The organism is Micromonospora terminaliae (assembly GCF_009671205.1).
In the GTDB taxonomy this organism is placed as follows: Bacteria; Actinomycetota; Actinomycetes; order Mycobacteriales; family Micromonosporaceae; genus Micromonospora; species Micromonospora terminaliae.
This window is the reverse complement of sequence record NZ_CP045309.1, coordinates 5,989,330-6,012,335: the sequence shown is the minus strand read 5'-3', so window position 1 is coordinate 6,012,335 and position 23,006 is coordinate 5,989,330. Positions and strand designations below refer to the sequence as shown.

Below are 23,006 nucleotides of genomic sequence, written 5' to 3'. Positions count from 1 at the left end.
CACGGTGACGACCTGGACGCGGTCGCCAACCGGCTGGACGAGGCGGTCGCGGCACGGGATGCGGACCAATTGCGGACCGGCACCACAAACGGCGGCGTGTTCGACCTCCGGAAACGGCGAAGCCCAAGTCGTCGACCTGGGCTTCTTCACCGAGCCGCCGGACGGAATCGAACCGTCGACCTACGCATTATGAGTCGGCTCCGAGCCGCTGGCACGCTGCATGGTCCTGCTGCTCGACGTGGTGTCGCGGTCCGCGGTCGTCCGCTGTTGCTCGCCGGCTTGGCTGCTTGCGTGGCTGCTCGGCTTGCTTGGCTTCTCTGTGGGGTCGCTGGTGATGCAGTGCGAGGGGCAGCAACCTAGATCCACTTCGTGCCATGCTCTTGCTGTGATCGCTCAATGGCGCAGGGTTGCGCGCATCAGCGTGGCCGCGCTCGTCGCGATGCTCTGCGGTGCCTGCGGAACAGATCAACCAGAAGCCAGATCCGAGCCGATGCAAGACTCGGCCACCGCGTCTGGGCAGAACTCAAGTGATGCTCGCATCACTGTCCCGGCCTCCTACACCGGTGCGGGAAAGCGGTTCCCCGATGTCGACCCGGACTCGGTTCGCGACGTGAGTACCTTAGGCGTGGCGAGTATCTGCCTCGACCGGCCCGGTCGAGTGACCATCAACGAGATCCAGCCCGAGATGTCCACGGGGGAAATCCGGGTTGAGGCGTTTGCGCTCGTGCCGTGGGACAGTTCCAGCGATGGCAGCAAGATCCCGCTGTCCCACGATCCGGCTGTCTTCGACAGGGCTGTTGCTTGCGCGCCTGATGATCTGTACGCCCGAGACAAGGGCGCGGCCCAGGTCGCGCTGCAGCTGCGGGTGCGCAAGGTCGGCCCCCACACAGCGGTCGCAGAGCAACTGGTCCTGCGCTACACGTCCGGCGGCCACCCGTACGAGTTCTCGCTGCGCTGGAGCATCGCTCTGTGCGCACCGGATGATGTCAAAACCAGGCAATGCAAGCCCCTTGGCTAACTCCCGCTCATGGAATGTCTGTCAACCGTTGCTGTCATTGAGTGCGGCAGCCGCCAGCGGAAGGGACTCGGGAAAGCGGCGGAACAGCGGATGTCTCACCCTGACCGCTGACCAGCCCTGCTGAGTGTGGGGCGGACTGACGCAACGGGGGAGTGCAGCATGGCGGAACACCCGGCCCCACCACGGTCGGCACTGGCCGCGCCGCACCTGGTGAATGCGAACCGCCTGGCGGTGGGGCAGGTGGTCGTGGTCGGTGCGGCGGCCGCCCTGTTTCTGCGAGGGACCACCAGCGGCCCGTGGGTGCTACTCACGCTCTTCGTCGGGCTGCACGTCGTGCTGCTCATCGGCGCGGTGGCGCTGCTGACGATGACCTACCTGCTCGGTACCCTCACCCGCCACGGGTCGCGGCTGACTGAAAGTCCCGGCGGCCGGTGCGGCTGGACCCTGCTTGTTTGGGCCGGCGGCGCCGCACTCGTCGGCTACGGCCGTGCGGTCCTCGGTCAACTCGGCTTCGAGCCCGATCGCCATCCCGAGGTCGGCCACTGGCTGCTGGGCGTGGGAGTGGCGTTCGTGGTGGGCCTCTTCAGCCGCTCACGACAGGTACGAGTCGGCTCGGCTGTACTGATCTCGCTCTTCCTGGTGGTCACCGCCGCATTGCGAGCCCTCAGCTGATTACGTCGCCGATCGCTGAGTCGCTTCGCTCCCGAGTTGAGGCTCTGCCTTACAAAGGCGGCTCGACGCACCTGGCGCTCGTCGGCGAGTGCCGGCGAGTCCTCACTGTCTGCCGTCGACCCGCCCTGATGGGGAGGGGGCCGCCGTCCGGCCCGCCACGCCAAGATGGCCTTGACGCACGGGCAAACGTGGTCGGGTGAGCAGGTTGCTGCTCGCTTGGCTGCTCGGCCTCGCGAAGGCAAGCAAAAGGCCCAGGTCATGGTCGGCGATCAAGCCGGTGACCTGGGCCCTTCTATCGAGCCGCCTGACGGAATCGAACCGTCGACCTACGCATTACGAGATCAAATTGCCCGTCCCGCCGGCCTGGGCACATGGCCGTCTAGCAGCGGGAACACCTTTTCGGCATCTCGCACTACTCCCCCGCTGTCCGTCGACCTCTTGCGGACTGGATGCGGACCGCCCACCTATGGATGATCCGCTCGGTAGCTCGGCTCGACGGGCCGCAGACGGATCTGAGGCCGCTCATCCATATGGATGATCTCGAACTCCGTAACGGTGCCGAGCGTGGGCCACTGTGCCGCGTCGTAGGACAGCATCAGGACATCCACGAAGCCCTTCACGGCAAGACCGAGGTCAACACCGACTCCAATTACACCGGGACTTGGAACCCAACACACGCGACCGGTCAGGCGTTGGCCTATGCGCAGCTGCGTGCGTAGTTCACGCCAGTCCTCGCGGCTGTCATCGCCACCACCCACGGCGCGATCATCGCAGCCCGCACCGTCAGCTTGGAAGGACGAAGATCATCGCCCCGAGATGCCCGGAACGCCTGCTGGTGATGAAGGAACGGGTGACGGCTCGTGCCCGTTCGTGCCCGTCTTGGGTACTGGCTACTGGCACGCGGTTGGCACGTCGCAGCGACGGGCGTTGGTGACAGGAAGGGTCATGGCCGCCCTGCGCTCCGTCCTAGACGGCTCCCACACCGCCGGCGAAACCCGCCGCCTGCCCCGTTAGCGGTTAGTCCTAGCCATCCATCCATCCCGTGCAACAGAATGACAGATAGACGACAGCAAAGGTCCTGTATCGGGGCGGTATGTCTATCTTTGCCGGGCGTAAGGGGATCCCGACTACCGTACGAATCAACCTAAGAGCCCGATCGCCTCACGCCATCGCTTCAGAACGATCAACTTCTGTTCTAGCCTTCTCGCCAGACTGGGACGGAGGACCTATGGCGAAAGTGAAGCACAACACCGAACCTAAGCGGAATATCCACGGGAATCTCAACCTCGGAGGTGAGATCGCCGAGGCAGACGGCCTGCTCAGTGACGCCTTCTATGAATCCTCTATCTACCGCTCGATCGTGTCGAGGGGTGGGGACGCTAAGTGCTTTGTTATTGGCAGGACCGGCAGCGGCAAGTCGGCGGCGTTGCAGCGAATAAGGGCCGACTGGCCTGAGCATGTAATCGAGATTAATCCGATTGACTTGTCCTTGCCCTACATTACGGATCTTGGAGTTGTCCGGCATCTCACAGCACTCAACGTCCACCTCGATTCGCTGTACAATGCGCTATGGAAGCACGTCCTTCTAATTGAGATTATCAAGCACCGCTATAAAATCGATTCACCCGACGCTAAGCAACGCTTTATCGATACGATCATGGATAAGATCAAGAGAGACAACAAGAAGAAGGCTGCCCTTGAGTATCTAGAAGAGTTTGAGGGCAAGTTCTGGTGCGAGACGGACGAGCGGGTCCGCGACATTACCAACAAGTTCGAGAGCCAGTTCAAGGCCGCAGCGGGCGGGAAGCTGGGCGTTAAGCCCATCGACTTTAGCGTCAGCTCCGACGATACCAACACGACCTCCTCTGAGGAGCGGGTTGAATTAGTGCGGAGATTCCAGCGAGTCGTCAATGAGACGCAGCTCCCTCGACTCAACACCATGATGAACGTCCTTAATGACGAAATTTTGGAATCGTCGCAGCATTACACCTACGTCCTCATAGATGACCTGGACAAGGACTGGGCTGACGACAAGGTCAAGAACGACCTAATCCGGAACCTGTTCCAAGTGGTCTTCGATTTGAAGCGAGTCGCTAATCTCAAGGTAATCGTCGCACTGCGAACAAATATCTTCGAAACCCTTGACTTTGGACGCGGAGGGGGTCAAGGGGAGAAGTTCCGTGCGTTGTCAATGCGCGTCAGATGGTCCGCTAATGAGCTCGAAGCCATGCTCGATGAGCGGGCGCGCGTTGCGGCGGAGAGGCGCAATCTAGGAGGGGTCTCCGGCATCAAGAGCCTGCTCCCCAATTACAATCAGACACGGGGAAAAGCTCTCGAATTTGTGCTGGATCGGACGTTGATGCGCCCCCGGGATGCTATTGCCTTCCTGAATGAGGCGTTTATGCTCGCGGGGAACAAGCAACGGCTGAGCTGGGAGGATCTCAAGGACGCTGAAGGGTCTTACTCGCGCAACCGCCTCTTGGCTCTTCGGGACGAGTGGGACCCAACCTTCACCGGTATCGACCGGGTCTTGAGTAGGTTCAGGCAGGCGCCGGCCGTAATGAGCAAGGAAACAATTACGAAGTACTTCGACAACTGCTTTGAGCTCCTAGCGGACTATAAGTTCAATGGGGTGCAATGGCTGACTGAGGTTAGCGAGCCCTTCTGGAACGGGACCCCCGCAGATGACTGGGCTGACGGGTACCACCTGATAGTGAAGCTACTCTTCGATATCGGGTTCCTTGGTGTCCTTCCGGACAACGCCAGGAGGGCGATATACGGATACGACTATCCCGAATATGCGGATAGCGTCGCAAACATTCGTCACGCAGATGGCTTCATCATCCATCCCGCCTTCCGCCCGGCGCTAGATGTCCGGCCTTTCTGAATCAGCAAGCTGCCGACGATAACCTCCCTGCCATCCCGTCTGCCGCCGACCCACACACGGTGGAGCTGGCCAGGGCCAGGGCGACAAGGTGGAGCGCCCCACCGGACGAACGACCTTGTCGCCCTGGCCCTGGTCTGCTCGGCTTGCCTGGGTCGGTGGCTGGCGGGATGGCGCCTCACTACCCACGAACCCAAACCGTTCGGCAACTCCATCTCGGAGTCGTCTGGCCCCCGCCGGAGGCAAGGCCCTTATCGGCCGACGCGCCGGCCGATGCCGGCGCTTGCGCCGCCAGCAGGCCGAGCGCGTCCGGCGCGGCCCGCTTGCGGGCCGCCTTGGTCGACCGCGCTCGGGCGCGGGTGACCGTGGGTGCCTGGGCGGCGCAGTGGATGGCGGCTCAGGTGCAGCTCAAGCCGTCGACCCGTACCCGGTACGAGTTGGCGTTACGGCGGCAGATCCTTCCGACGTGGGAGGACATCCCGCTTTCGGCAGTCTCGTACGCGGAGGTAGCGGCCTGGGTGCAGCGGCTCACCGCCTCCGGCCTCGCCCCGGCAACGGTCCGGTACGCGCACCGGGTGCTGTCGCTGGCCCTAGCGCATGCCGTGCGGGATGGCCGGATGTCCCGGAATCCGGCAGATGGCGTCCGGCTGCCTCGGGTCGTGCGGGAGGAACCGGTGTTCCTTGACCACGACCAGGTGGCGAGGCTCGCGGAGGCGTGCGGGCGGTACGGGCTGCTGGTGCGGTTCCTGGCTTACACCGGGCTGCGGTGGGGTGAGGCGTCGGCGTTGCGGGTGTCGCGGCTGGATCTGCTGCGGCGGCGGGTGGCGGTGGCGTTCGCGGAGGTCGGCGGGGAGCTGGTCGAGGGCACACCGAAGAACCATCAGCGCCGGTCGGTGCCGATTCCGCGGTTCCTCGTCGACGAGCTGGCCGCGCACGTCGCCGGCAAGCGTCGGGACGCGCTGGTGTTCACCGCTCCGAACGGCGGGCCGCTGCGTAACACCAACTTCCGGTCGCGGGTCTTCGCGCCAGCTGCGGCGTCGGTTGGGCTGGCTGGGCTAACTCCGCACGACCTGCGGCACACGGCGGCGAGTCTGGCCGTGGCGGCGGGTGCCAACGTCAAGGCGGTGCAGCGGATGCTCGGGCACGCCTCGGCGTCGATGACCTTGGACGTGTACGCGGGGCTCTTCGGTGACGACCTGGACGCGGTCGCCAATCGGCTGGACGAGGCGGTCGCGGCGCGGGATGCGGACTATTTGCGGACTGGCACGGCCGGCGGCGAGGTTGTCGACCTTGGGAAACGGCGAAGCCCAGGTCGTTGACCTGGGCTTCTTCACCGAGCCGCCTGACGGAATCGAACCGTCGACCTACGCATTACGAGTGCGTCGCTCTAGCCGACTGAGCTAAGGCGGCAACGATCGTCAAGTGTACGGCACACCCCGGCGGCTGCCGAACGGGATCCCCCTCCCCGAAGATCCGGACATCCGGGAGTTTCAGCACGTACGCGGGAGAGACTTCGCGCCCGGTCGGGACTACCCTGCGGCGGGTGAGTGACGATCACGTGCCGCCGCAGCAGCCGATCCCCGAGGCGCACCCGGGCGAGCGGGCCAGCCGCCGCCCGCGCAGCCTGGACCCGCTGGAGCTGGGGTTCACCCCCCGGAAGCCGGTCCCCTGGCTCGCGCCGCTGCTGCTCATCAGCACCGGGCTGCGGACGCTGCTGGCGATACTGTTCGGGGCGTACCTGGACAAGCGCGAGTTGCAGAACGCGTTCGGCGACGACACGTTCCGGCAGGTGGGGCCGGACGGCGGGCTCTGGCTGGACTACGTGGCCGACCTGGGTGACGGTTTCGACGCCACGTACTCGGTGGCCTATCTGCTCGCCCAGCCGGAGCTGGAGGTGGACGGGCACCGGCTGCCCCGGGCGCAGACGCTGGTGATGGGGGGCGACCAGGTCTACCCGTCGGCGGCCTACGAGGCGTACGAGGACCGGTGCAAGGGGCCGTACCAGGCGGCGCTGCCGATCGCGCCGCCGCAGCGGCCGACGCTCTTCGCGGTGCCGGGCAACCACGACTGGTACGACGGCCTGACGGCGTTCCTGCGGTTGTTCGTCCGGTCCCGGGACCGGCACTTCGCGGGTTGGGGCACCGGCCAGTCCCGCTCGTACTTCGCGGTGGAGTTGCCGGCCGACTGGTGGCTGCTCGGCCTCGACGACCAGTCCGGGTCGTACCTGGACGACCCGCAGCTCACCTACTTCGACGAGGTCGCCCGGAAGCTCACGCCGCGGGCCAAGGTGATCCTCGCGGTGCCGGCGCCGACGTGGGTCAAGGCCCACGACCATCCCACGGCCTACGACTCGATCGACTACTTCATCCGTACGATCGTGGCGCCCACGGGCGCTCAGGTGCGGCTGCTGGTCTCCGGCGACCTGCACCACTACGCCCGCTACACCGGACCGGATCGGCAGTTGATCACCTGTGGGGGTGGCGGCGCCTACCTCTACCCCACCCACCAGCTGCCCGAGCGGCTGGAGGTGCCGCCGCGGGACACGCTGGCCCGCCGGTCCAGCCGCACCCGCGAGTACGAGCTGGCCGCCCGCTATCCGGACAAGGCCCGCTCCCGGCGGTACGGCTGGGGGATCTTCGCCCGGCTGCCGTTCCGCAACCCGGGTTTCACCACTCTGCTGGGCACCCTGCACACGCTGCTCATGCTGGCCATGGCCGGGGTGGCGGCGAACCAGGTCGGAACCACCGAGCAGCGGCTGTTCAGCGTGCCGCTGGTGATCATGCTGGCGGTGACCCTGCTGAGCGCGGCGTTCTTCGCCAAGCCGCCCAGCGCCGGTGGGAAGCGGCACGCCCGGCACTGGATCCTCGGCGTGACCCACGGCCTGGCTCACGTGGCGCTGGCTGCCGGCGGCACCTGGCTCTGGCTGCAACTGCCGTTCTACGACTGGCCGTGGCCGCTGCCGGCGGTCGCCGCCGCCGTCCTGTACGGGCCGGTGAGCGGGCTGGTCGCCAGCCAGCTGGTGGCGCTGTACCTGCTGGTGGCCGGCTCGTTCGGGGTGAACGTCAACGAGCTCTTCGCCGGCCAGGGCATCGAGGACTCGAAGTCATTCCTCCGCTTCCGCATCGACCCGGACGGCACCCTGACGATCTACCCGATCGCGGTCGACAAGGTCTCCCACACCTGGCAGCTCAACCCCGAAGAGTCCCCGACGGCAAGCTGGATCCTCCCGAAGTCCCCCCTGACCCCCCGCCTGGCCGAATCCCCCATCGTCCTCCGCTGACCCACCCGTTGATCAAGAGGTTTGCGTCTGGAATCCAGCGATCCCTGACGCAAACCTCTTGATCAACACCGCGAGGCGCGGACGGGAAGGCGGGGACGCGCGGGAGGGCTGAGGCGGTCAGGAGTAGTGCTGGTCGTGGGCCTGGCGGGGGGCGCACACCGATGCGCGGCTGCACGAGCAGCGGGAGCCGTCGGCATCCAGGCGCACCGTGACCGAGTCGCGGGGGACGCTGTGGCCGACGACCTTGCCCTCGCCCTCCGGGGTGGAGACGCGGCTGCCGATGGCCGGCGCGGACTCCTGGAACCGCTGGTAGAGCGGGTGCTCGTACTTGAGGCAGCACATCAGCCGGCCGCACGCGCCGGAGATGCGCAGCGGGTTGAGCGGCAGGTCCTGGTCCTTGGCCATCCGGATGGTGACCGGTTCGAAGTCGGTGAGGAAGGTGGCGCAGCACAGGTCCCGCCCGCAGGAGCCGATCCCGCCCTGCACCCGGGCCGAGTCCCGGGCGGAGAGCTGGCGCAGCTCAACCCGGCAGTGCAGGGTCGCCCCCAGGTCGCGCACCAGCGAGCGGAAGTCGACCCGGTGCGGCGCGGTGAAGTAGACGGTCGTCCGGTCGCTGCCGGTCTCCGGGGTGGCGAAGACGTGGTCGATGGCCACCACCTTCATGGGCAGGCCGTGCTCGCGGATCAGCCGCTTGGCGGCCACCTTGGCGTCGGCCTTGCGCCGCCGCAGCAGCTCGTCGCGGCGCAGGTCCTCGTCCCCGGCCAGGCCGGCCAGCCGGGGGAAGCCCTCGGTGTCCTCGCTGACCCACTGCGCCGCCCAGACGCACTCGGCCACCTCGGGCCCGTCGTCGGTGGGCACCAGCACCTTGTCGCCCACCTGCGGGCGCAGCTCACCGGGATCCAGGTAGAAGAGGCGCCCGTACCGGTTGAAGCTGACCGCGCAGAGCATGCCCATGCCCACCACCCTACGACCTTCGCGGGGTTCCGGGACGGTCGCCCGTCGCCACCCGGTCACCGGGCGCAGCGATCCATGTTTGTCGACTCGACCGAACCGGAGCCGACCCCTCGTGCCGTGATCCTCGCCCGGACGGTTGAAACATGAGTCGGCTACGGGACAAATGGCCGTCGACCGCGTTGAGTGAATCCATACCTGCGGGGGGTGCAGGGGAAGGCCACGGCGTCGCCGCCGGAGCCCGGCCACGGCCGGTCCGGCGTGCGACGCCGTGGACCTGTGAGGGCCTGGTCAGTGCCCGATCCGGGTGGTGCCGCCGTAGCGGGGAGCGCTCGTCACCCGGTCCCGCCAGGTCGTCTCGGCCAGGCTGGGCGCCCACTGGCGCAGCAGCGTCTCCGCGCCGTCGTAGGCCACCCCGAGCACGCCGAGCACCCGGATGGCGATCTCGGCGGCCGCGATCGACCCCGACCGGCCGGACTCGGCTCCCGGGCGGGTGGCGGCGTGCACGGTGACCGCCTCGGCGGAGCGCAGTACCTCGGCCAGTGCCCGGGCCAGTGCGACACGACTGCCCTCGACCCAGTCGGCCAGCGCGTCGGCGTAGCCGGCCGTGGACTCCAGCCGCCCGACCAGGCTCTCCGGCCCCTCGTCGAGGTGGCGGAGCAGGGCTGCGCGGGCCTCGTCGTAGGCCGCGGCGGCAGGCCCGGACCAGGCGACCGGGTCGGCGAGGGCGGCGCAGGTGTCGTCGTACCCCCGGACGAGCCGGCGCACGGCGTGGCCGGCGCCGGTCAGCGGCGCGGGGTGCAGGTCGAGGAACTCGCGCACGGCCGCGCCGGGGAGCACCTGCATCCGGCGCAGCAGCGGCCAGAGCCGGTGCCCCTCGGGAGCGCCGGCGGCGAGCAGCGCGTCGACCCGGGTGAGCAGATCGAGACCCGGCTCGGCGAGGCGGTCGAGGGCGTCCATCACGCCTCCCGGGCCAGCCGCCGCGCGACAGACTCGTCGGTCGCCGGGTAGCGGTCGGCGGCGCTGCGCAGGGCGGCCGCGGCGGCGGCCAGCCGGGTGGCGGCGGCTCGCGCCTCGCGGGCCCGGTCGCCGGTGGCCGCGGTCCACTGCCGGTGCAGGGCCCGACCGATCTCGCCGGGCCGGCCGGTGGCGTGTGCGCCGAACGCGGGGTGGGGCGGGTCGGTGGCGGTCACCGTGTGGGCCAGCGTGGCGAGGGCCGCCCCGGCCTCGTCCAGGCGGGCCGCCAGCGCGCGCAACGTCTCCATGTCAGGCTCCCGCCAGCGGCCGGTAGGCCGCGAACGTCTCGTTGTGCAGCTTCTCGCGGGCCCACTGCGCCGCGTCGGCGGCGGCGGTCACGGCGGCCTGCACCGATCCGGCGACGTCCCGGGGGTTGCGCTGGTGCAGCGGGCCGAGGAAGCGCACGTCGGTGATCCGCCCGCCGGCGGTCACCACCACCTCGACGAGGCCGTCGGGCGAGCGGACGGTGACCTCGACCGTCGCCACCGCCTGGTCGAACTCGGCCTGGAGGGTCTCGATGTGCCGGTAGCGCCGCACCGCCTCCTCGATCCAGGCCTCGTCGATCTCCCCGCGTGGCATCGGCGGACTCCTCCCGGCTGACCTCATCACTGAGCGTGCCGCCACCGTCACCGCGCGGCCACACCGGACCGTACCGCAGTCAACAAAGCCTGTCGATGCCCTGTGGACAACCTCGACCGGCGGTCAGCCCCGCCACAGGGCGAGCATCATCGCCTCCACCGCGATCCGCGGCTTGACGTTCGCCTCGATGGCCGCCCGGCACTCCAGCACGGCCTCCAGCCGGCGCAGCGCCCCCTCGGCGTCCCACTTCTGCGCGCCGGCCCCGGCCAGCGCCGCCGTGTCGGTGTGCACCGGCGCGACCGGCGCCCGCAGGGCCATGGTGAGCGCGTCGCGGTAGAAGCCGGCCAGGTCGACCAGCGCCCGGTCGAGTGCGTCCCGCTGGGCCCGGGTGGCCCGCGACTTCTGCCGCCGCTCCAGGTCCTTGAGCTGCCCGGCGGCGCCGCGCATGGCGCCGGCCGCACCCCGGCCGGTGCCGCCCGCGCCGAGCGCGGTCTGGAGCGCGGACCGCTCCGCCTCGTCGATCTCGGCGACCGCCGCGGCGGCCTCCGCCTCGGCCGCCTCGATCAGCGCCGAGGCGGCGTCGAACGCGGCGCCGACGCCGGTCAGCCGGCGCGGCACGGCGAGCACGGCGTCGCGGCGCTGCCGGGCCTCCGGGTCGCGGGCCAGCCGCCGGGCCCGGCCCACGTGGCCCTGCGCCGCCGCGGCGGCCCATTCGGCCACGTCGGGGGCGATGCCGTCGCGGCGTACGAGCACCTCGGCCACCGCGCCGGCCGGCGGCTGCCGCAGTGGCACGACCCGGCACCGCGACCGGATGGTCACCGAGATGTCGTCCGGGTGGGTGGAGGGGGCGCAGAGCAGGAAGACGGTACGCGGCGGCGGCTCCTCGACGGCCTTGAGCAGCGCGTTGCCGGCGGCCTCGGTGAGCCGGTCGGCGTCCTCGATGATGACGACCTGCCAGCGGCCGCCGGACGGTGTGCTGGCCGCCCGCAGCACCAGCGCGCGCATCTCGCTCACGCCGATGGAGAGCCCCTCGGGCACCACCAGCCGCACGTCGGCGTGAGTGCCGGCCAGGGTGGTGTGGCAGCCGGGGCAGCGGCCGCAGCCGGTGCCGTGCACGCACTGGAGGGCGGCGGCGAAGGCGCGGGCGGCCACCGACCGGCCGGAACCGGGCGGCCCCGTGAAGATCCAGGCGTGCGTCATCCCGGCGCCGGGATCGGCGCCCTCCGGGCCGGGCTCGTCGAACTCCTCGGCGAGCGCGTCGAGGTCGTCGTGCCCGCCGTCCGGGTCGGCTCCGCCGGCCGCCGGGGCGCCCGCCCGCGCCACGGCGGCCGCGGTGGCGCGCAGCAGGGCGGCGGCCGAGGCGGCGGCCCGCCGGAGCGTGGCCACCGCCTCGTCCTGTCCGACCAGGTCGGCGAAGACGTCGGTCATTGTCGGGGGCGTTCCATCGTCACCAGCTCCGCGTCGGATAACTCGGGCTGGACCGTGGTGTCGGGGCCCTGGGCGGGTCGCGGGTGCACGATGGCGGCCGGGTCGACGAGGAACTCCTCCACCCGCCGGGCGACCGCCGCGGCGATCTCCTCGGCCGGGCGGGACGCGTCGAGCACCAGGTAGCGCTTGGGGTCGGCGGCGGCGAGGTCGAGGAAGGCGTACCGGACCCGCTCGTGGAACCCGAGCGACTCGGCCTCCAGCCGGTCGGCGCCCTGGTTGCGGGAGTCGACCCGGGACCGGCCGGTGTGCGGGTCGACGTCGAGGAGCACCACGAGGTCGGGCTTCAGCCCGCCGGTGGCCCACGAGGAGAGCCAGGAGACCTCCTGCACCGGCAGGGTCCGCCCGGCGCCCTGGTACGCGAGCGACGAGTCGACGTACCGGTCGCTGATCACGACCGCACCGCGGACCAGCGCGGGCCGGACCACGGTGGCGATGTGGTGCGCCCGGTCGGCGGCGTAGAGCAGCGCCTCGGCGCGCGGCGACGGGGCCTCCTCGTCGGAGGTCTCCAGCACCAGCGAGCGGATCCGCTGGCCGATGCCGGTGGCCCCCGGCTCCCGGGTGACCACGACGTCCCGGCCCTGCCCGCGCAGCCGGTCGGCGAGCGCGGCGAGCTGGGTGGACTTGCCGGCACCCTCGCCGCCCTCGAAGACCACGAAGAGCCCGCTGGAGACGAAGGGCTCGGACGGCATGAGCGGGCGGCCCCGGATCGAACCCCAGAGGTCGGCCAGGACCGGCACGCCCTTCTTGTCGTCCATCTGGCCGAAGGCGCTGATGCCGGCGAAGATGCCGGCGGCGCCCGCGGCGAGCAGCAGCAGTCGGGTCGAGGAGACCGAGATGCCCAGGTCGGCGATGGTCAGCTGGCGGGAGCCGCCGACGCCGACCAGAAGGCTGCTCAGCGCGATGGCCAGGATCAGCACGAGCCGGGTGCCGATCTGCACCACCGCGAAGACGCGGCCGCGCACCTCGTCGGCGACCTCGCCGCCGAGCAGCGTGGTGCCCGCCAGGAAGGCCATGCCGGCGCCCGCGCCGACCAGGATCGCGCCGAGCATCGCCATGGACAGGTGGATGGCGAAGGCCAGCACCAGCACCGAGGCGCTGGCCAGCACGATGCTCATGCCGAACCAGCGCCGCCGGGACATGTCCCGGACGATCATCGGCCCGAGCCCGATGCCGAGCGCCAGGCCGACGAAGATCGCGCCGAAGAGCAGCGAGAACGCGGCGTCACCGGCACCGAGCGAGCTGGCGAAGAACTTGGCCGTGCCGACCACGATGCCGCCGCCCGCGAAGGCGCCGAAGATGCCCAGCACGAGGCCGCGAACCAACGGGGTCTGGCCGATGTATTTCCAGCCGTCGGCGAACTGTCGGAACATGCTCTGCTCGACGCGCTCCGTCTCGCCGCGCTGGGCCTCGCTGATCTCCTTGATCCCGAAGGCCACCACCAGTGCGGTCGCCAGCCGGGAGAAGGCGTTGAACCAGAGGGCGAGCTGGGCCGGCTCGGCCCAGTCGGGCAGGTCGCCGCCGACCGCCCCGCGTACGCCGCGGTCGAGCACGGCCAGGGCGATGGCCGCGGCCACCGGGGTGAGGCCGTACGTGGTGATCAGGGTGAGCTGGTTGGCGGTCTCCAGCCGGGTCCGCGGGATCAGGTTCGGGACCGCGGCCTCCTTGGCCGGGATCCACAGCAGGGTGACCGACTCGATCAGGAAGGTGGCGATCAGCGCCCATCCGACCACCAGGCCACCGCTGGCGCCGGTGAGCGCGTAGAGCGGAATGGAGGCGAAGAGCACGAAGCGCAGCAGGTCGCAGATGACCATCGTCCAGCGGCGGTCGAACCGGTCGGCGAAGACGCCGGCAACCGGACCGAGCACCAGCGCCGGGAGCAGCCGGATGGCGGTCACGCCACCGAAGGCGGCGCCCTGTGCGGTGCTGCCGGAGACCTGGGCGGCGGCGAAGAGGGCGGTGGCGAGCAGGCCGAGCCAGTCGCCGAAGGAGGCGACGCCGAGCACGACCCACAGCCGGCGGAAGGGCCGGATGCGCAGGACCGACCGGATGGCGGCCGCTCCGGAGCGGTCGGCCGCGGGCGCCGACACGCCGGGCGACTCGCCGTTGTTCTGGCTTTCGATGGCCGTACCTCCACGTGCCGGCCCAGAGTTGGGCACCCCCGGTGGAACACTCTAGTCGCGGCGAGATGCGTCCCCCTCCGCGACATTCGCCTGCTCGCGAGCCTAGGCCGCCGGGACCACCGCCCGCAGCCCGGACAGACGCGAGGGTATTTCGCATTGGCGTCCAGACAGTTAGCGTGCACACGTGGCCATCGACCGTGACAAACTTCGCGATCGCCTCGACCGGGCGACCGCCCACCTCGACCCGCCGTACGCGGTGGTCGATCTCTCCGCCTTCGACGCGAACGCCGACGCCCTGGTCGGGCGGGCCGCCGGCAAGCCGGTGCGGATCGCCAGCAAGTCGGTCCGGGTCCGGGAGCTGCTGACCCGGGCGCTGGCCCGGCCCGGCTGGCGGGGGGTGATGGCGTTCACCCTCCCCGAGGCGCTCTGGCTGGCGCGCAGCGGCGTCAGCGACGACGTGCTGGTCGCCTACCCGACCGCCGACCGGAGGGCGCTCGCCGAACTGGCCGCCGACCCGGCGCTCGCCGACGCGGTGACCCTGATGGTCGACGACGCCGGGCAGCTCGACCTCGTCGACCAGGTGTGTCCGCCCGACCGCAGGCCGCCACTGCGCGTCTGCCTCGAACTGGACGCCTCCTGGCGGCCCCTCGGCGGCCGGGTGCACGTCGGCGTGCGGCGGTCGCCGGTGCACAGCGCCGGGGCGGCCGGCAGCCTCGCCGCCGCCGTCGCCGGCCGGCAGGGCTTCCGGCTGGTCGGCCTCATGTCCTACGAAGCGCAGATCGCCGGCCTCGGCGACGCCCCGCCCGGGCAGGCGGTGCTCGGCACGGCCATCCGGGTCACCCAGCGCGGCTCGTACCGGGAACTGCTGGCCCGCCGGGCGGCCGCGGTCGCCGCGGTACGCGAGCACGCGGACCTGGAGTTCGTCAACGGCGGCGGCACCGGCAGCGTGGCCGCCACCAGCGCCGACCCCGCGGTCACCGAGGTCACCGCGGGCTCCGGCCTGTACGGGCCGACGCTCTTCGACGCGTACCGTGCCTGGCGGCCGACCCCGGCGGCGTTCTTCGCCTGCGCGGTGGTCCGCCGTCCGGGGCCCGGGCTGGCCACCGTGCTCGGCGGCGGCTGGATCGCCTCGGGCCCGGCCGCCGACAGCCGGCTGCCCCGGCCGTGGCTGCCGGCCGGGCTGAAGCTGCTGGGCGCGGAGGGCGCGGGCGAGGTGCAGACCCCGCTGGCCGGCGACGTCGCCACCGACCTGCGGATCGGGGACCGGGTGTGGTTCCGGCACGCAAAGGCCGGCGAGCTGTGCGAACACGTCAACGAGGTGCATCTCGTCGACGGCGACAGCGTGGTGGCCACGGTGCCCACCTACCGGGGCGAGGGCCACGCGTTCCTCTAGACGGTGACGGCGGGTCCCGGACACCTCGGGAACCCGCCGCTCGTTGTGCCCGGTCGCACCCCGGGCGTCGCACCTTGTCGTCACCGCCGGCACCAGGGCGGCGACGTCCTGCTCAACTCTGTTGCACGGCCTCCGTCCGGGCGTCGACCTGCCGGTGCAGGTACTCCCGGATGAGCGCCTTCGCCTCGACCAGCACCCGCTCGTCGCCCTCGGTCTTCCGCCGGAACGCCAGCTTGATCAAGGAGTCGGCGGCCTCGACCGCGACCTCCAGGTGGAACCGCAGGTCGGGCACGCCGGCCAGACCGAACCGCTCCGTGAGCACCCGGGCGAGCTGATCCGCGATCACCCCGTTGTTGTCCCGCTGCTCGTCCAGCAGGTGCAGGTCGACCACGTCGCCGAAATGCAGGGTACGGAAACCAGGGACCGTGCGGTGCATCGAGATGTACTCGTCGATCGCCGCGTCGACCCCGTCCCACCAGTGGGTCAGATCGGGCGAGGAGAACCGCTCGTCGAGCCGCTGGAGATAGGACTCCATCGTGCGCAGCGTCAGCGCCTGCACGATGGCCCGCTTGTCCGGAAAGAACTGGTAGACCGACCCGATCGCCACCTCGGCACGCTCGGCGAGAAGGGTCGTGGTCAAGCCCTCGTACCCCACCTCGTCGACGAGCTCGGCGCAGGCGTCCAGCATTCGCTGGACCCGCGCGACACTTCGACCCTGCACCGGTACCCGACGCAGCGGCCCGGTCGTGGCGGCTGGTGTGGACACTCGCCACCCCCCTTCGACGGAGAACATATCTGCACGTCACGAGTCTGTGACTACCGGTACAACGAGCCGGGCTCGATTGCGGTATTTACCAGGAACAACGTTCCTGATATGAAGTCAGTTCATATTCACGTCGAGGAGCGTCCCATGGCCGGCACGCCAGCCGCCTGGTCCAACTGGGCCGGCAACCAGCGCAGCACCGCCGCCCTGACGGTGCGCCCCCGCACCGTCGAGGAGGTCGCCGAGGCGGTCCGCCACGCCGCCGACACCGGCCGGACGATCCGGGCGGTGGGCAGCGGACACTCCTTCACCGGCACCGCCGTCGCCGACGGGCACCGGCTCGACCTCGCCGACCTGGACACCGGCGTCACCATCGACACCGCTCGCCGCCTGGTCACCGTACCGGCCGGAACGACGCTGCACACGCTCAACGACCTGCTCGCGCGCCACGGCCTGGCCATGCCCAACCTCGGCGACATCGACGCGCAGACCGTCGCCGGCGCGCTCTCCACCGGCACCCACGGCACCGGCGGGAAGCTCGGCTGCCTGTCCACCTTCGTCACGGCGCTGACCCTGGTCACCGGCACCGGCGAGGTGCTGCGCTGCTCCGCCGACGAGCACCGGGACGTGTTCGCCGCCGCCCGGGTCGGGCTCGGCGCCGTGGGGGTGCTGGTCGAGGTCACGCTCCGCTGCGTCGACGCCTTCGTGCTCCGCGCGCACGAGCGGCCGGCCGCGCTCGCCGCGGTGCTCGACGACCTGCCCGGCCTGGTCGAGCGCCACGACCACGCCGAGTTCTACTGGTTCCCGTACACGGACCGGGTGCAGGTCAAGGCCAACGACCGGGTGCCCGCCGACGACCGGCCACTGCCGCGCTGGCGCGGCTGGCTGGACGACGAGTTCCTCTCCAACACCGTGTTCGCCGGGGCCTGCCGGCTGGGCCGCGCCGTGCCGGCGCTCGCCCCCGGGATCAGCGCGATCTCCGCCCGGGCGCTCACCGAACGCACCTACACGGGCCGCTCCGACCTGGTCTTCTGCACCCCGCGCCGGGTCCGCTTCGTCGAGATGGAGTACGGCCTCCCACGCGCCGCCCTGCCCACCGCGCTGGCCGAACTGCGGCGGATCGTGGACGGGCTGCCGTTCAAGGTGCTGTTCCCGGTCGAGGTGCGGTTCACCGCCGCCGACGACATCTGGCTCTCCCACGGGTACGGGCGGGACTCCGCGTACGTGGCCATCCACCAGTACGTGGGGATGCCGTACGAGCCGTACTTCCGGGAGTTCGAGAAGGTCGCCGCAGACCTGGGCGGCCGCCCCCACTGGGGCAAGCTGCACTGGCGGGACGCGGAGTCGCTGGCGGAGGCCTACCCGAAGTTCGGTGACTTCCTGGCGGTGCGCGACCGCCTGGACCCCGACCGCCGCTTCACGAACCCGTACCTGAACCAGGTCCTGGGCGCGTAACCCTCAACCATTCCAGCCGGCGGCGCGGAGGGCCGCCCGTAGTTGGCCGACGACCGTCTCCGGGTCTGCGCGTAGAGCCCACGAGGGGAAGCGAAGGATACGGTCGCCCTCCACCCAGAGGTCGTTCTGCCGACGCATGTCGGCCCAGGCGTGGGCGGGGTCGAGATGCTGGCCGCCGTCGACCTCGACGTGCACCCGCCACTCCTCGAAGTACGCGTCCAGGTAGCGGCGCCGGCCGGTCGCGTCCCGCCGGACCTGCTGACGCGTCGGTTCCGGAAGCCCGGCCCGGCGAACCAGGCTCGACAGATCCAGCTCGCCCAGCGAGTGCGCGCCGCCGGCGGCATCCGACGCGGTGGTCAGGATCAACCGGCGCCGGCGGAGGCGCGGCATCCGGTCGACCTCGTGCAGGTCGTCGCCACCCACCAGCCGCTGCTGAAAGGCTGCCGCGACGATGGCCCGGGCCTGCCCGTCGCCGGCAGCCCACTGGGCCGCGTCGACGACCGAGCGGGCCGCGGCCGTCCGGGGTGGCAGCCCCACGGGCAGCGCGTCCCGACCCGGTAGGTGGCTCGTGCGGTGCGCCCGGACGCCCGTTGGCAGTGGGGCACGACGAACGGCGGCCGGAAGCAGCAGATGCACCACACGGTCGGGGAACCCGCGCAGCCCGCCCGCCTGTGCGGCGGTGAGCCCGCCGAGCAGCGCGGTCGGACCGGCGGCCAGCACGGCGATCCACCGCAGCTGAGCCGCGCCGACCGGACCGTTGTGTGCGACGAGCACCGCACGGTGCACCTGGCGCCAGCGACCGGTCGCCAGCCGATGCCGGATCGCCTTGCGGGTCAGGTGCTCCCGCGCCTGCCCCAGGCTGATCACGTCGTCCTGCCGAAAGAGCAACCAGGTCAGCTCGTCCGCGTCGTCAGCCGGCAGAGCCCGCCGCAGTTCCGCCCAGGAAGCCCCCACCAGACCAACCCTGCCCGAGCACGCTCCTCCCCGCCCGCCCCTGTGGACAGAGAAAAGATCTTGGAAGGAAATGGCCCCTACGAGGGCCCTTTCCTTCCAAGATCTCTAAGAGCCGAGCTACTCCGGCGAGGTGGTCGCCTTCTTCGGGGCTGCCTTTTTGGCTGGCGCCTTCTTTGCCGCTGTGGCCTTGGCTGTCGTGGTCTTCTTGGTGGCCGTGGACTTGGCCGCGGCGGCGGTCTTCTTGGTCGCCGTCGCCTTCTTGGCCGGGGCGGCCTTCTTCGCCGCCTTCTTCTTCGGCGCCGGACCCTTCGCCCGCTTCTCGGCGAGCATCTCGGAGGCCTCCTCGAGGGTCAGCGCCTCCGGGGTCTGCGCCCGCCGCAGCGAGGCGTTGGTCTCCCCGTCCGTCACGTACGGGCCGAAGCGCCCGTCCTTGATCACCAGCGGCTTCTCGGTGAGCGGGTCGTTGCCCATCTCCCGCAGGGGCGGCGCGGCGGCCCGGCGCTGCCGGGTCTTCGGGGCGGCCAGCAGGGCGAGCGCCTCGTCCAGCGTGACGGTGAACATCTTGTCTTCCGAGTCCAGCGAGCGGAACTCGTCACCGCGCTTGACGTAGGGGCCGTAGCGGCCGTTGTTGGCGACCACCTCGTTGCCCTCGGGGTCGGTGCCGATGAGCCGGGGCAGGCTGAGCAGCCGCAGCGCCTGGTCGAGGGTGAGGCTGTCCGGCGACTGCGAGCGCAGCAGCGAGGACTTCCGATCGCCGCTGGCCACGTAGGGGCCGAACCGGCCGGACTTGAGCAGGATCGGCTCGCCGGTGGCCGGGTCGTCGCCGAGCTTGCGCTCGCCCCCGCCGCCGAGGAACAGCTCGTGCACCTTCTCCGGGGTCAGCTCGTCGGGGGCCAGCCCCTCGGGGATCGGCGCCCGGTCGCCCTGGCCGCCGCCCTCCTCGCCCTCGGCGGGGGGCGCGGGCTGCTCGCCGGGCATCGTCCGCTGGAGGTACGGCCCGTAGCGGCCCACCCGCACGACGACCTCGCGCCCGTCGTCCTCGGTGAACAGCGGGATCGAGTTGACGCTGCGCGCGTCGATCTCGCTGAGGTTCTCGGTGACCAGCTTCTTCAGCCCGCCCGCGTGGGCGATGGCCTGGTCGCCGGTGCCGTTGGCGCTGCCGAAGTAGAAGGAGGTGAGGAAGTCGACCGCCGCGTGGTCACCGCCGGCGATCTCGTCCAGCTCGTTCTCCATGCTGGCCGTGAAGTCGTAGTCGATGAGGCGCGGGTAGTGCCGCTCCAGCAGCCCGATCACCGCGAACGCCAGGAACGACGGGATCATGGCCTGGCCGCGCTTGAAGACGTACCCGCGGTCCTGGATGGTCTGCATGATCGACGCGTACGTCGACGGGCGGCCGATGCCCAGCTCCTCCAGGGCCTTGACCAGCGACGCCTCGGTGTAGCGGGCGGGCGGCTGGGTGTGGTGGCCCTGGGGGGCCAGCTCGTCGGCGGTGAGCGGCTGGTCCTTGGTGAGGGTGGGCAGCCGCCGCTCGGCGTCCTCGGCCTCGGCGTTCTCGTCGTCGCTCGACTCGACGTACGCCCGCAGGAAGCCGGGGTCGGTGATGGTCTTGCCGGTGGCCCCGAAGTCGGCCTCCTCCCCGGCGTTGGAGAGCGCCCGGATGCGCACCGACACGCTGGAGCCGACCGCGTCGGTCATCTGCGAGGCGATGGTGCGCCGCCAGATCAGCTCGTAGAGCTTGAACTCCTCGGCGGACAGCTCCTTGGCCACCTCGCCCGGGGTGCGGAAGTTGTCCCCCGCCGGGCGGATCGCCTCGTGCGCCTCCTGCGCGTTCTTCACCTTGCCGGTGTAGCGGCGCGGCTCCGGCGGCACGCTGCGCTCGCCGTAGAGCTCGGCGATCTGCCGGCGGGCCGCCGAGATGGCGGTCTCCGACAGGTTCACCGAGTCGGTACGCATGTAGGTGATGTAGCCGTTCTCGTAGAGCCGCTGCGCGGTGCGCATCGTCTGCTGCGACGAGAACCGCAGCTTGCGGGCCGCCTCCTGCTGGAGGGTCGAGGTGATGAACGGCGCGTACGGGCGGCGGCGGTAGGGCTTCTCCTCGACCCGGGTGACCGTGAACGGCCGCCCGTCCAGCCGCGCGGCCAGCCCGCGGGCACCGCTCTCGTCCAGGTGCACCACGCCGGCGCCGGCCCGGACCCGGCCCGTGGTGGGCTCGAAGTCCTTGCCGGTGGCGATCCGGTCGCCGTTCAGCGCGATCAGGGTGGCGTTGAAGGTGCGCGGGCCCTCGCCCGGGTTCGCGACCGCCAGGGTGGCCAGGATGTCCCAGTACTCGGCGGTGCGGAACGCCATCCGCTGCCGCTCCCGCTCGACCACGATCCGGGTCGCCACGGACTGCACCCGGCCGGCGGAGAGGCCGCTGCGGACCTTGCGCCAGAGCACCGGGGAGACCTCGTAGCCGTAGAGCCGGTCGAGGATGCGCCGGGCCTCCTGGGCGTCGACCAGGTCCCGGTCGATCTCCCGGGGGTTGGCCACCGCGGCCTGGATGGCCGGCTTGGTGATCTCGTGGAACACCATCCGCTTGACCGGCACCTTGGGCTTCAGCGTCTCCACGAGGTGCCACGCGATCGCCTCGCCCTCGCGGTCCTCGTCGGTGGCGAGGAAGATCTCGTCCACCTCCTTGGCCAGCGACTTCAGCTTGGTGATCTGCTTCTTCCGGTCGGCGGAGACCACGTAGAGGGCGGCGAAGCCGTTGTCCACGTCCACGCCGAGCCGGGCCCAGGGCTTGTCCTCGTAGGCGGCCGGGATCTCGGCGGCGTTGCGGGGCAGGTCCCGGACATGGCCGAAGCTGGCCTCCACGACGTACCCCGGGCCGAGGTAGCCCGAGATCGTCTTGGCCTTCGCCGGTGACTCGACGATGACCAGACGGGTGGTTCCAGCGTTGCTCGGCACGTCTCTCCCCGACCTCACTCCTACGTAATGCCCGCTTCGCGGCATGTTGCACCCTGCCGCACCACCGGCGGTCCGGATGTCCAACGTAACGCGCCGTCCGCGTTCCGGGTTTCGTGGGCGGCAAATGATCAGGTGGCGTCGACCATCTGCCGGCACCCCGCCGGACGGCGCCACCGTACACCGTGGGTAGGGCGCCGAGCGGGTCACTGTGACGATCACGCACCCATGGCGGAGGAGACACCGGTCGTTTTCCTGCGCAAACCTCCGCACGGGGTGTCCGGGATCGGACAGCCGGCGGGGTTGCGCCGGAGGGTCAGCCGTGCGTCCCCGGCCACTCGGCCGCCGGCGCGGCGGAGGGCCGGTCCCCCACCAGCTCCGCGAGCCGGGCCACCCGCCGCCCGGTGATCCGGTACGCGGGCCCGCCCTCCTCCGCCTCGACGAACGCGGCCGGCAGCCCCACCGCGGCCAGCGCGGCGCGCACCGGCGGCCAGCACTCCTCGTCGGCCGGGCCGAGCCGGAGCCGGAACCCGGCCGGGTCGGCCGCACCGGCGGCGGCGAGCCAGAGCCGCAGCCGCCGCCCGTTGAGGTGGAACGCCCGCGGGGGTCGCTTCGCCGTCCCGCGCAGCCAGGCCAGGGCGAGCGGGGCGAGCGTCGTGGCGTACGCGGTGCGCACCAGGTGCCGCCCGTCCCCGGTCGGCTCCCAGCTCGCCGGAATCCCCCGGGCGCCCAGCTCGGCCACCAGCACGTGCACCCGCCAGGCGGCCTCCACCACGACGGAGACCCGGGCCGTCCCGCCCATCCGGACCACCTCACCGGGCCCGGCGAGCAGGCCGGCGAGGTCCGCCAGCGACGGATCGGCCGCCTCGGTGGAGAACAGCGAGGGCTGGCGGGCCGGGTTCGGGTGGGGAGGGGTCAGCGACACTCCGGGACCTCGTCGAAGGCCTCTTTCAGCTCGGGTGAGTTGAGCCGGCTGGTGTCCAGCGCGCTCGCGTCGTACTCCTTGTTGAGCGTGTCCACGGCGGCCCGCACCCCGTCGTAGAACGGGCCGGCCTGGGCGGTGTCCAGCCGGTCGATGGTGTCCCGGGCCCGCCCGTACGCGTCCCGCACCTTGCTGAGCGAGGCGCGGAACCCGGCGGAGATCTCGTCGCCGTGATCGGTGTCCGGCACGCCGGCCTCCTCGACCTTGCGCCGGGCCGTCTCGCTGGCCTGCTCGGCCCCGGCGAAGAGCCGGACGAGGTTCTCCTTGGCCTGCGCCGGGGTGGTCTGCGCGGTCATCTGCTGCTGGGTGCTGCTGGTCAGCTTGTTGATCTCGGCCCGCCACGGGCTGAGCGCCTGGCAGACCGATGCGGCCCAGGCCTGCGGGCTGGGGCCACCGCACCCGGCGACGACGAGAACCAGCGTGGCCAGGACCACCGTGAGCTTTCCGGCGGTTGCCGCCCGGCGCGTACGCATGCGTTGCAGCGTACGACCTTGCGGTGGAAGTGCC

At 70.9% G+C, this 23,006-nt stretch carries 19 protein-coding genes and 1 tRNA gene; 7 read left to right on the top strand and 13 right to left on the bottom strand.

The features are described 5' to 3' along the window. Positions 1-220: 220 nt before the first annotated feature. Together GCE86_RS27820 and GCE86_RS27815 are read left to right on the top strand one after the other, a co-directional pair. A complete protein-coding gene (locus GCE86_RS27820) occupies positions 221-1,018 on the top strand; it encodes a hypothetical protein (protein ID WP_154229643.1) in 798 nt (265 codons plus the stop codon). A 159-nt stretch (positions 1,019-1,177) separates the two neighbouring features. Continuing rightward, the gene (locus tag GCE86_RS27815) at positions 1,178-1,690 is read left to right on the top strand and encodes a hypothetical protein (RefSeq protein WP_154229642.1); all 513 of its coding nucleotides are present in this window, start codon (positions 1,178-1,180) and stop codon (positions 1,688-1,690) included. A gap of 464 nt (positions 1,691-2,154) precedes the next feature. Here GCE86_RS27815 and GCE86_RS31895 read toward each other — a convergent pair whose 3' ends face one another. Then, positions 2,155-2,448 carry a hypothetical protein gene (locus GCE86_RS31895; RefSeq protein ID WP_204341664.1) on the bottom strand — a complete coding sequence of 98 codons (294 nt, stop codon included), beginning with the start codon at positions 2,446-2,448 and terminating at the stop codon, positions 2,155-2,157. 470 nt (positions 2,449-2,918) lie between these two features. Here GCE86_RS31895 and GCE86_RS27805 point away from each other — a divergent pair, with 470 nt between their 5' ends. Together GCE86_RS27805 and GCE86_RS27800 are read left to right on the top strand one after the other, a co-directional pair. Further along, on the top strand, positions 2,919-4,577 hold the full coding sequence (locus GCE86_RS27805) for a P-loop ATPase, Sll1717 family (RefSeq protein ID WP_154229640.1): 1,659 nt from the start codon (positions 2,919-2,921) through the stop codon (positions 4,575-4,577). Between the two features lie 386 nt (positions 4,578-4,963). After that, positions 4,964-5,893 (top strand): tyrosine-type recombinase/integrase, encoded by a 930-nt coding sequence (locus GCE86_RS27800; protein WP_204341663.1) that lies wholly within the window; start codon positions 4,964-4,966, stop codon positions 5,891-5,893. A 17-nt stretch (positions 5,894-5,910) separates the two neighbouring features. Here the strand turns inward: GCE86_RS27800 and GCE86_RS27795 are convergent. After that, positions 5,911-5,984: transfer RNA gene (locus GCE86_RS27795), tRNA-Thr, on the bottom strand. 133 nt (positions 5,985-6,117) lie between these two features. Here GCE86_RS27795 and GCE86_RS27790 point away from each other — a divergent pair. Next, complete coding sequence (locus GCE86_RS27790) at positions 6,118-7,854, top strand: metallophosphoesterase family protein (protein WP_154229638.1); 1,737 nt, start codon at positions 6,118-6,120, stop codon at positions 7,852-7,854. Positions 7,855-7,971: 117 nt separating this feature from the next. Here the strand turns inward: GCE86_RS27790 and GCE86_RS27785 are convergent, their stop codons facing one another. The 6 genes from GCE86_RS27785 to tmk form a co-directional block, all read right to left on the bottom strand. Then, on the bottom strand, positions 7,972-8,808 hold the full coding sequence (locus tag GCE86_RS27785) for a PSP1 domain-containing protein (protein WP_154229637.1): 837 nt from the start codon (positions 8,806-8,808) through the stop codon (positions 7,972-7,974). Positions 8,809-9,096: 288 nt separating this feature from the next. Then, positions 9,097-9,765: a hypothetical protein gene (locus GCE86_RS27780; RefSeq protein ID WP_154229636.1), complete on the bottom strand. Its 669-nt coding sequence runs from the start codon at positions 9,763-9,765 to the stop codon at positions 9,097-9,099. Further along, on the bottom strand, positions 9,765-10,070 hold the full coding sequence (locus tag GCE86_RS27775; RefSeq protein ID WP_154229635.1) for a type VII secretion target: 306 nt from the start codon (positions 10,068-10,070) through the stop codon (positions 9,765-9,767). The genes GCE86_RS27780 and GCE86_RS27775 overlap by 1 nt, the downstream gene beginning before the upstream one ends. 1 nt (position 10,071) lies before the next feature. Then, positions 10,072-10,401, bottom strand: coding sequence for a YbaB/EbfC family nucleoid-associated protein (locus GCE86_RS27770; protein WP_154229634.1), 330 nt, complete (start codon positions 10,399-10,401; stop codon positions 10,072-10,074). Between the two features lie 123 nt (positions 10,402-10,524). Next, positions 10,525-11,829: a DNA polymerase III subunit delta' gene (locus GCE86_RS27765; protein WP_154229633.1), complete on the bottom strand. Its 1,305-nt coding sequence runs from the start codon at positions 11,827-11,829 to the stop codon at positions 10,525-10,527. After that, entirely contained in the window at positions 11,826-13,892 is a 2,067-nt protein-coding gene (gene tmk, locus GCE86_RS27760; protein WP_244317328.1) for a dTMP kinase, read from the bottom strand. The genes GCE86_RS27765 and tmk overlap by 4 nt, the downstream gene beginning before the upstream one ends. Positions 13,893-14,193: 301 nt before the next feature. On the opposite strand from tmk, the gene GCE86_RS27755 reads away from it, so the two are divergent. Then, the gene (locus tag GCE86_RS27755; RefSeq protein WP_154229632.1) at positions 14,194-15,402 is read left to right on the top strand and encodes an amino acid deaminase/aldolase; all 1,209 of its coding nucleotides are present in this window, start codon (positions 14,194-14,196) and stop codon (positions 15,400-15,402) included. Positions 15,403-15,514: 112 nt separating this feature from the next. Here the strand turns inward: GCE86_RS27755 and GCE86_RS27750 are convergent, their stop codons facing one another. Continuing rightward, positions 15,515-16,090 carry a TetR/AcrR family transcriptional regulator gene (locus tag GCE86_RS27750; RefSeq protein WP_154229631.1) on the bottom strand — a complete coding sequence of 192 codons (576 nt, stop codon included), beginning with the start codon at positions 16,088-16,090 and terminating at the stop codon, positions 15,515-15,517. Positions 16,091-16,312: 222 nt separating this feature from the next. On the opposite strand from GCE86_RS27750, the gene GCE86_RS27745 reads away from it, so the two are divergent. Further along, positions 16,313-17,620: a D-arabinono-1,4-lactone oxidase gene (locus GCE86_RS27745; protein ID WP_154229630.1), complete on the top strand. Its 1,308-nt coding sequence runs from the start codon at positions 16,313-16,315 to the stop codon at positions 17,618-17,620. Positions 17,621-17,623: 3 nt separating this feature from the next. Here GCE86_RS27745 and GCE86_RS27740 read toward each other — a convergent pair whose 3' ends face one another. From GCE86_RS27740 to GCE86_RS27725, 4 genes are all read right to left on the bottom strand, one after another. After that, on the bottom strand, positions 17,624-18,574 hold the full coding sequence (locus GCE86_RS27740) for an endonuclease domain-containing protein (RefSeq protein WP_244317093.1): 951 nt from the start codon (positions 18,572-18,574) through the stop codon (positions 17,624-17,626). Positions 18,575-18,691: 117 nt separating this feature from the next. Further along, positions 18,692-21,520: a type I DNA topoisomerase gene (gene topA, locus GCE86_RS27735; RefSeq protein WP_154229629.1), complete on the bottom strand. Its 2,829-nt coding sequence runs from the start codon at positions 21,518-21,520 to the stop codon at positions 18,692-18,694. 313 nt (positions 21,521-21,833) lie between these two features. After that, the gene (locus GCE86_RS27730) at positions 21,834-22,442 is read right to left on the bottom strand and encodes a hypothetical protein (RefSeq protein ID WP_154229628.1); all 609 of its coding nucleotides are present in this window, start codon (positions 22,440-22,442) and stop codon (positions 21,834-21,836) included. Continuing rightward, positions 22,433-22,972, bottom strand: a complete 540-nt coding sequence (locus GCE86_RS27725) for a hypothetical protein (RefSeq protein ID WP_154229627.1) — start codon at positions 22,970-22,972, stop codon at positions 22,433-22,435. The genes GCE86_RS27730 and GCE86_RS27725 overlap by 10 nt, the downstream gene beginning before the upstream one ends. Positions 22,973-23,006: the final 34 nt, after the last annotated feature.

Bases quoted from the DNA above. Each gene is read 5' to 3' on its own strand.
- GCE86_RS27820 (WP_154229643.1), top strand. From the start codon at position 221: ATGGTCCTGCTGCTCGACGTGGTGTCGCGGTCCGCGGTCGTCCGCTGT.
- GCE86_RS27815 (WP_154229642.1), top strand. From the start codon at position 1,178: ATGGCGGAACACCCGGCCCCACCACGGTCGGCACTGGCCGCGCCGCAC.
- GCE86_RS27805 (WP_154229640.1), top strand. From the start codon at position 2,919: ATGGCGAAAGTGAAGCACAACACCGAACCTAAGCGGAATATCCACGGG.
- GCE86_RS27800 (WP_204341663.1), top strand. From the start codon at position 4,964: ATGGCGGCTCAGGTGCAGCTCAAGCCGTCGACCCGTACCCGGTACGAG.
- GCE86_RS27785 (WP_154229637.1), bottom strand. From the start codon at position 8,808: ATGGGCATGCTCTGCGCGGTCAGCTTCAACCGGTACGGGCGCCTCTTC.
- GCE86_RS27780 (WP_154229636.1), bottom strand. From the start codon at position 9,765: ATGGACGCCCTCGACCGCCTCGCCGAGCCGGGTCTCGATCTGCTCACC.
- GCE86_RS27775 (WP_154229635.1), bottom strand. From the start codon at position 10,070: ATGGAGACGTTGCGCGCGCTGGCGGCCCGCCTGGACGAGGCCGGGGCG.
- GCE86_RS27770 (WP_154229634.1), bottom strand. From the start codon at position 10,401: ATGCCACGCGGGGAGATCGACGAGGCCTGGATCGAGGAGGCGGTGCGG.
- GCE86_RS27765 (WP_154229633.1), bottom strand. From the start codon at position 11,829: ATGACCGACGTCTTCGCCGACCTGGTCGGACAGGACGAGGCGGTGGCC.
- GCE86_RS27750 (WP_154229631.1), bottom strand. From the start codon at position 16,090: ATGCTGGACGCCTGCGCCGAGCTCGTCGACGAGGTGGGGTACGAGGGC.
- GCE86_RS27745 (WP_154229630.1), top strand. From the start codon at position 16,313: ATGGCCGGCACGCCAGCCGCCTGGTCCAACTGGGCCGGCAACCAGCGC.
- GCE86_RS27725 (WP_154229627.1), bottom strand. From the start codon at position 22,972: ATGCGTACGCGCCGGGCGGCAACCGCCGGAAAGCTCACGGTGGTCCTG.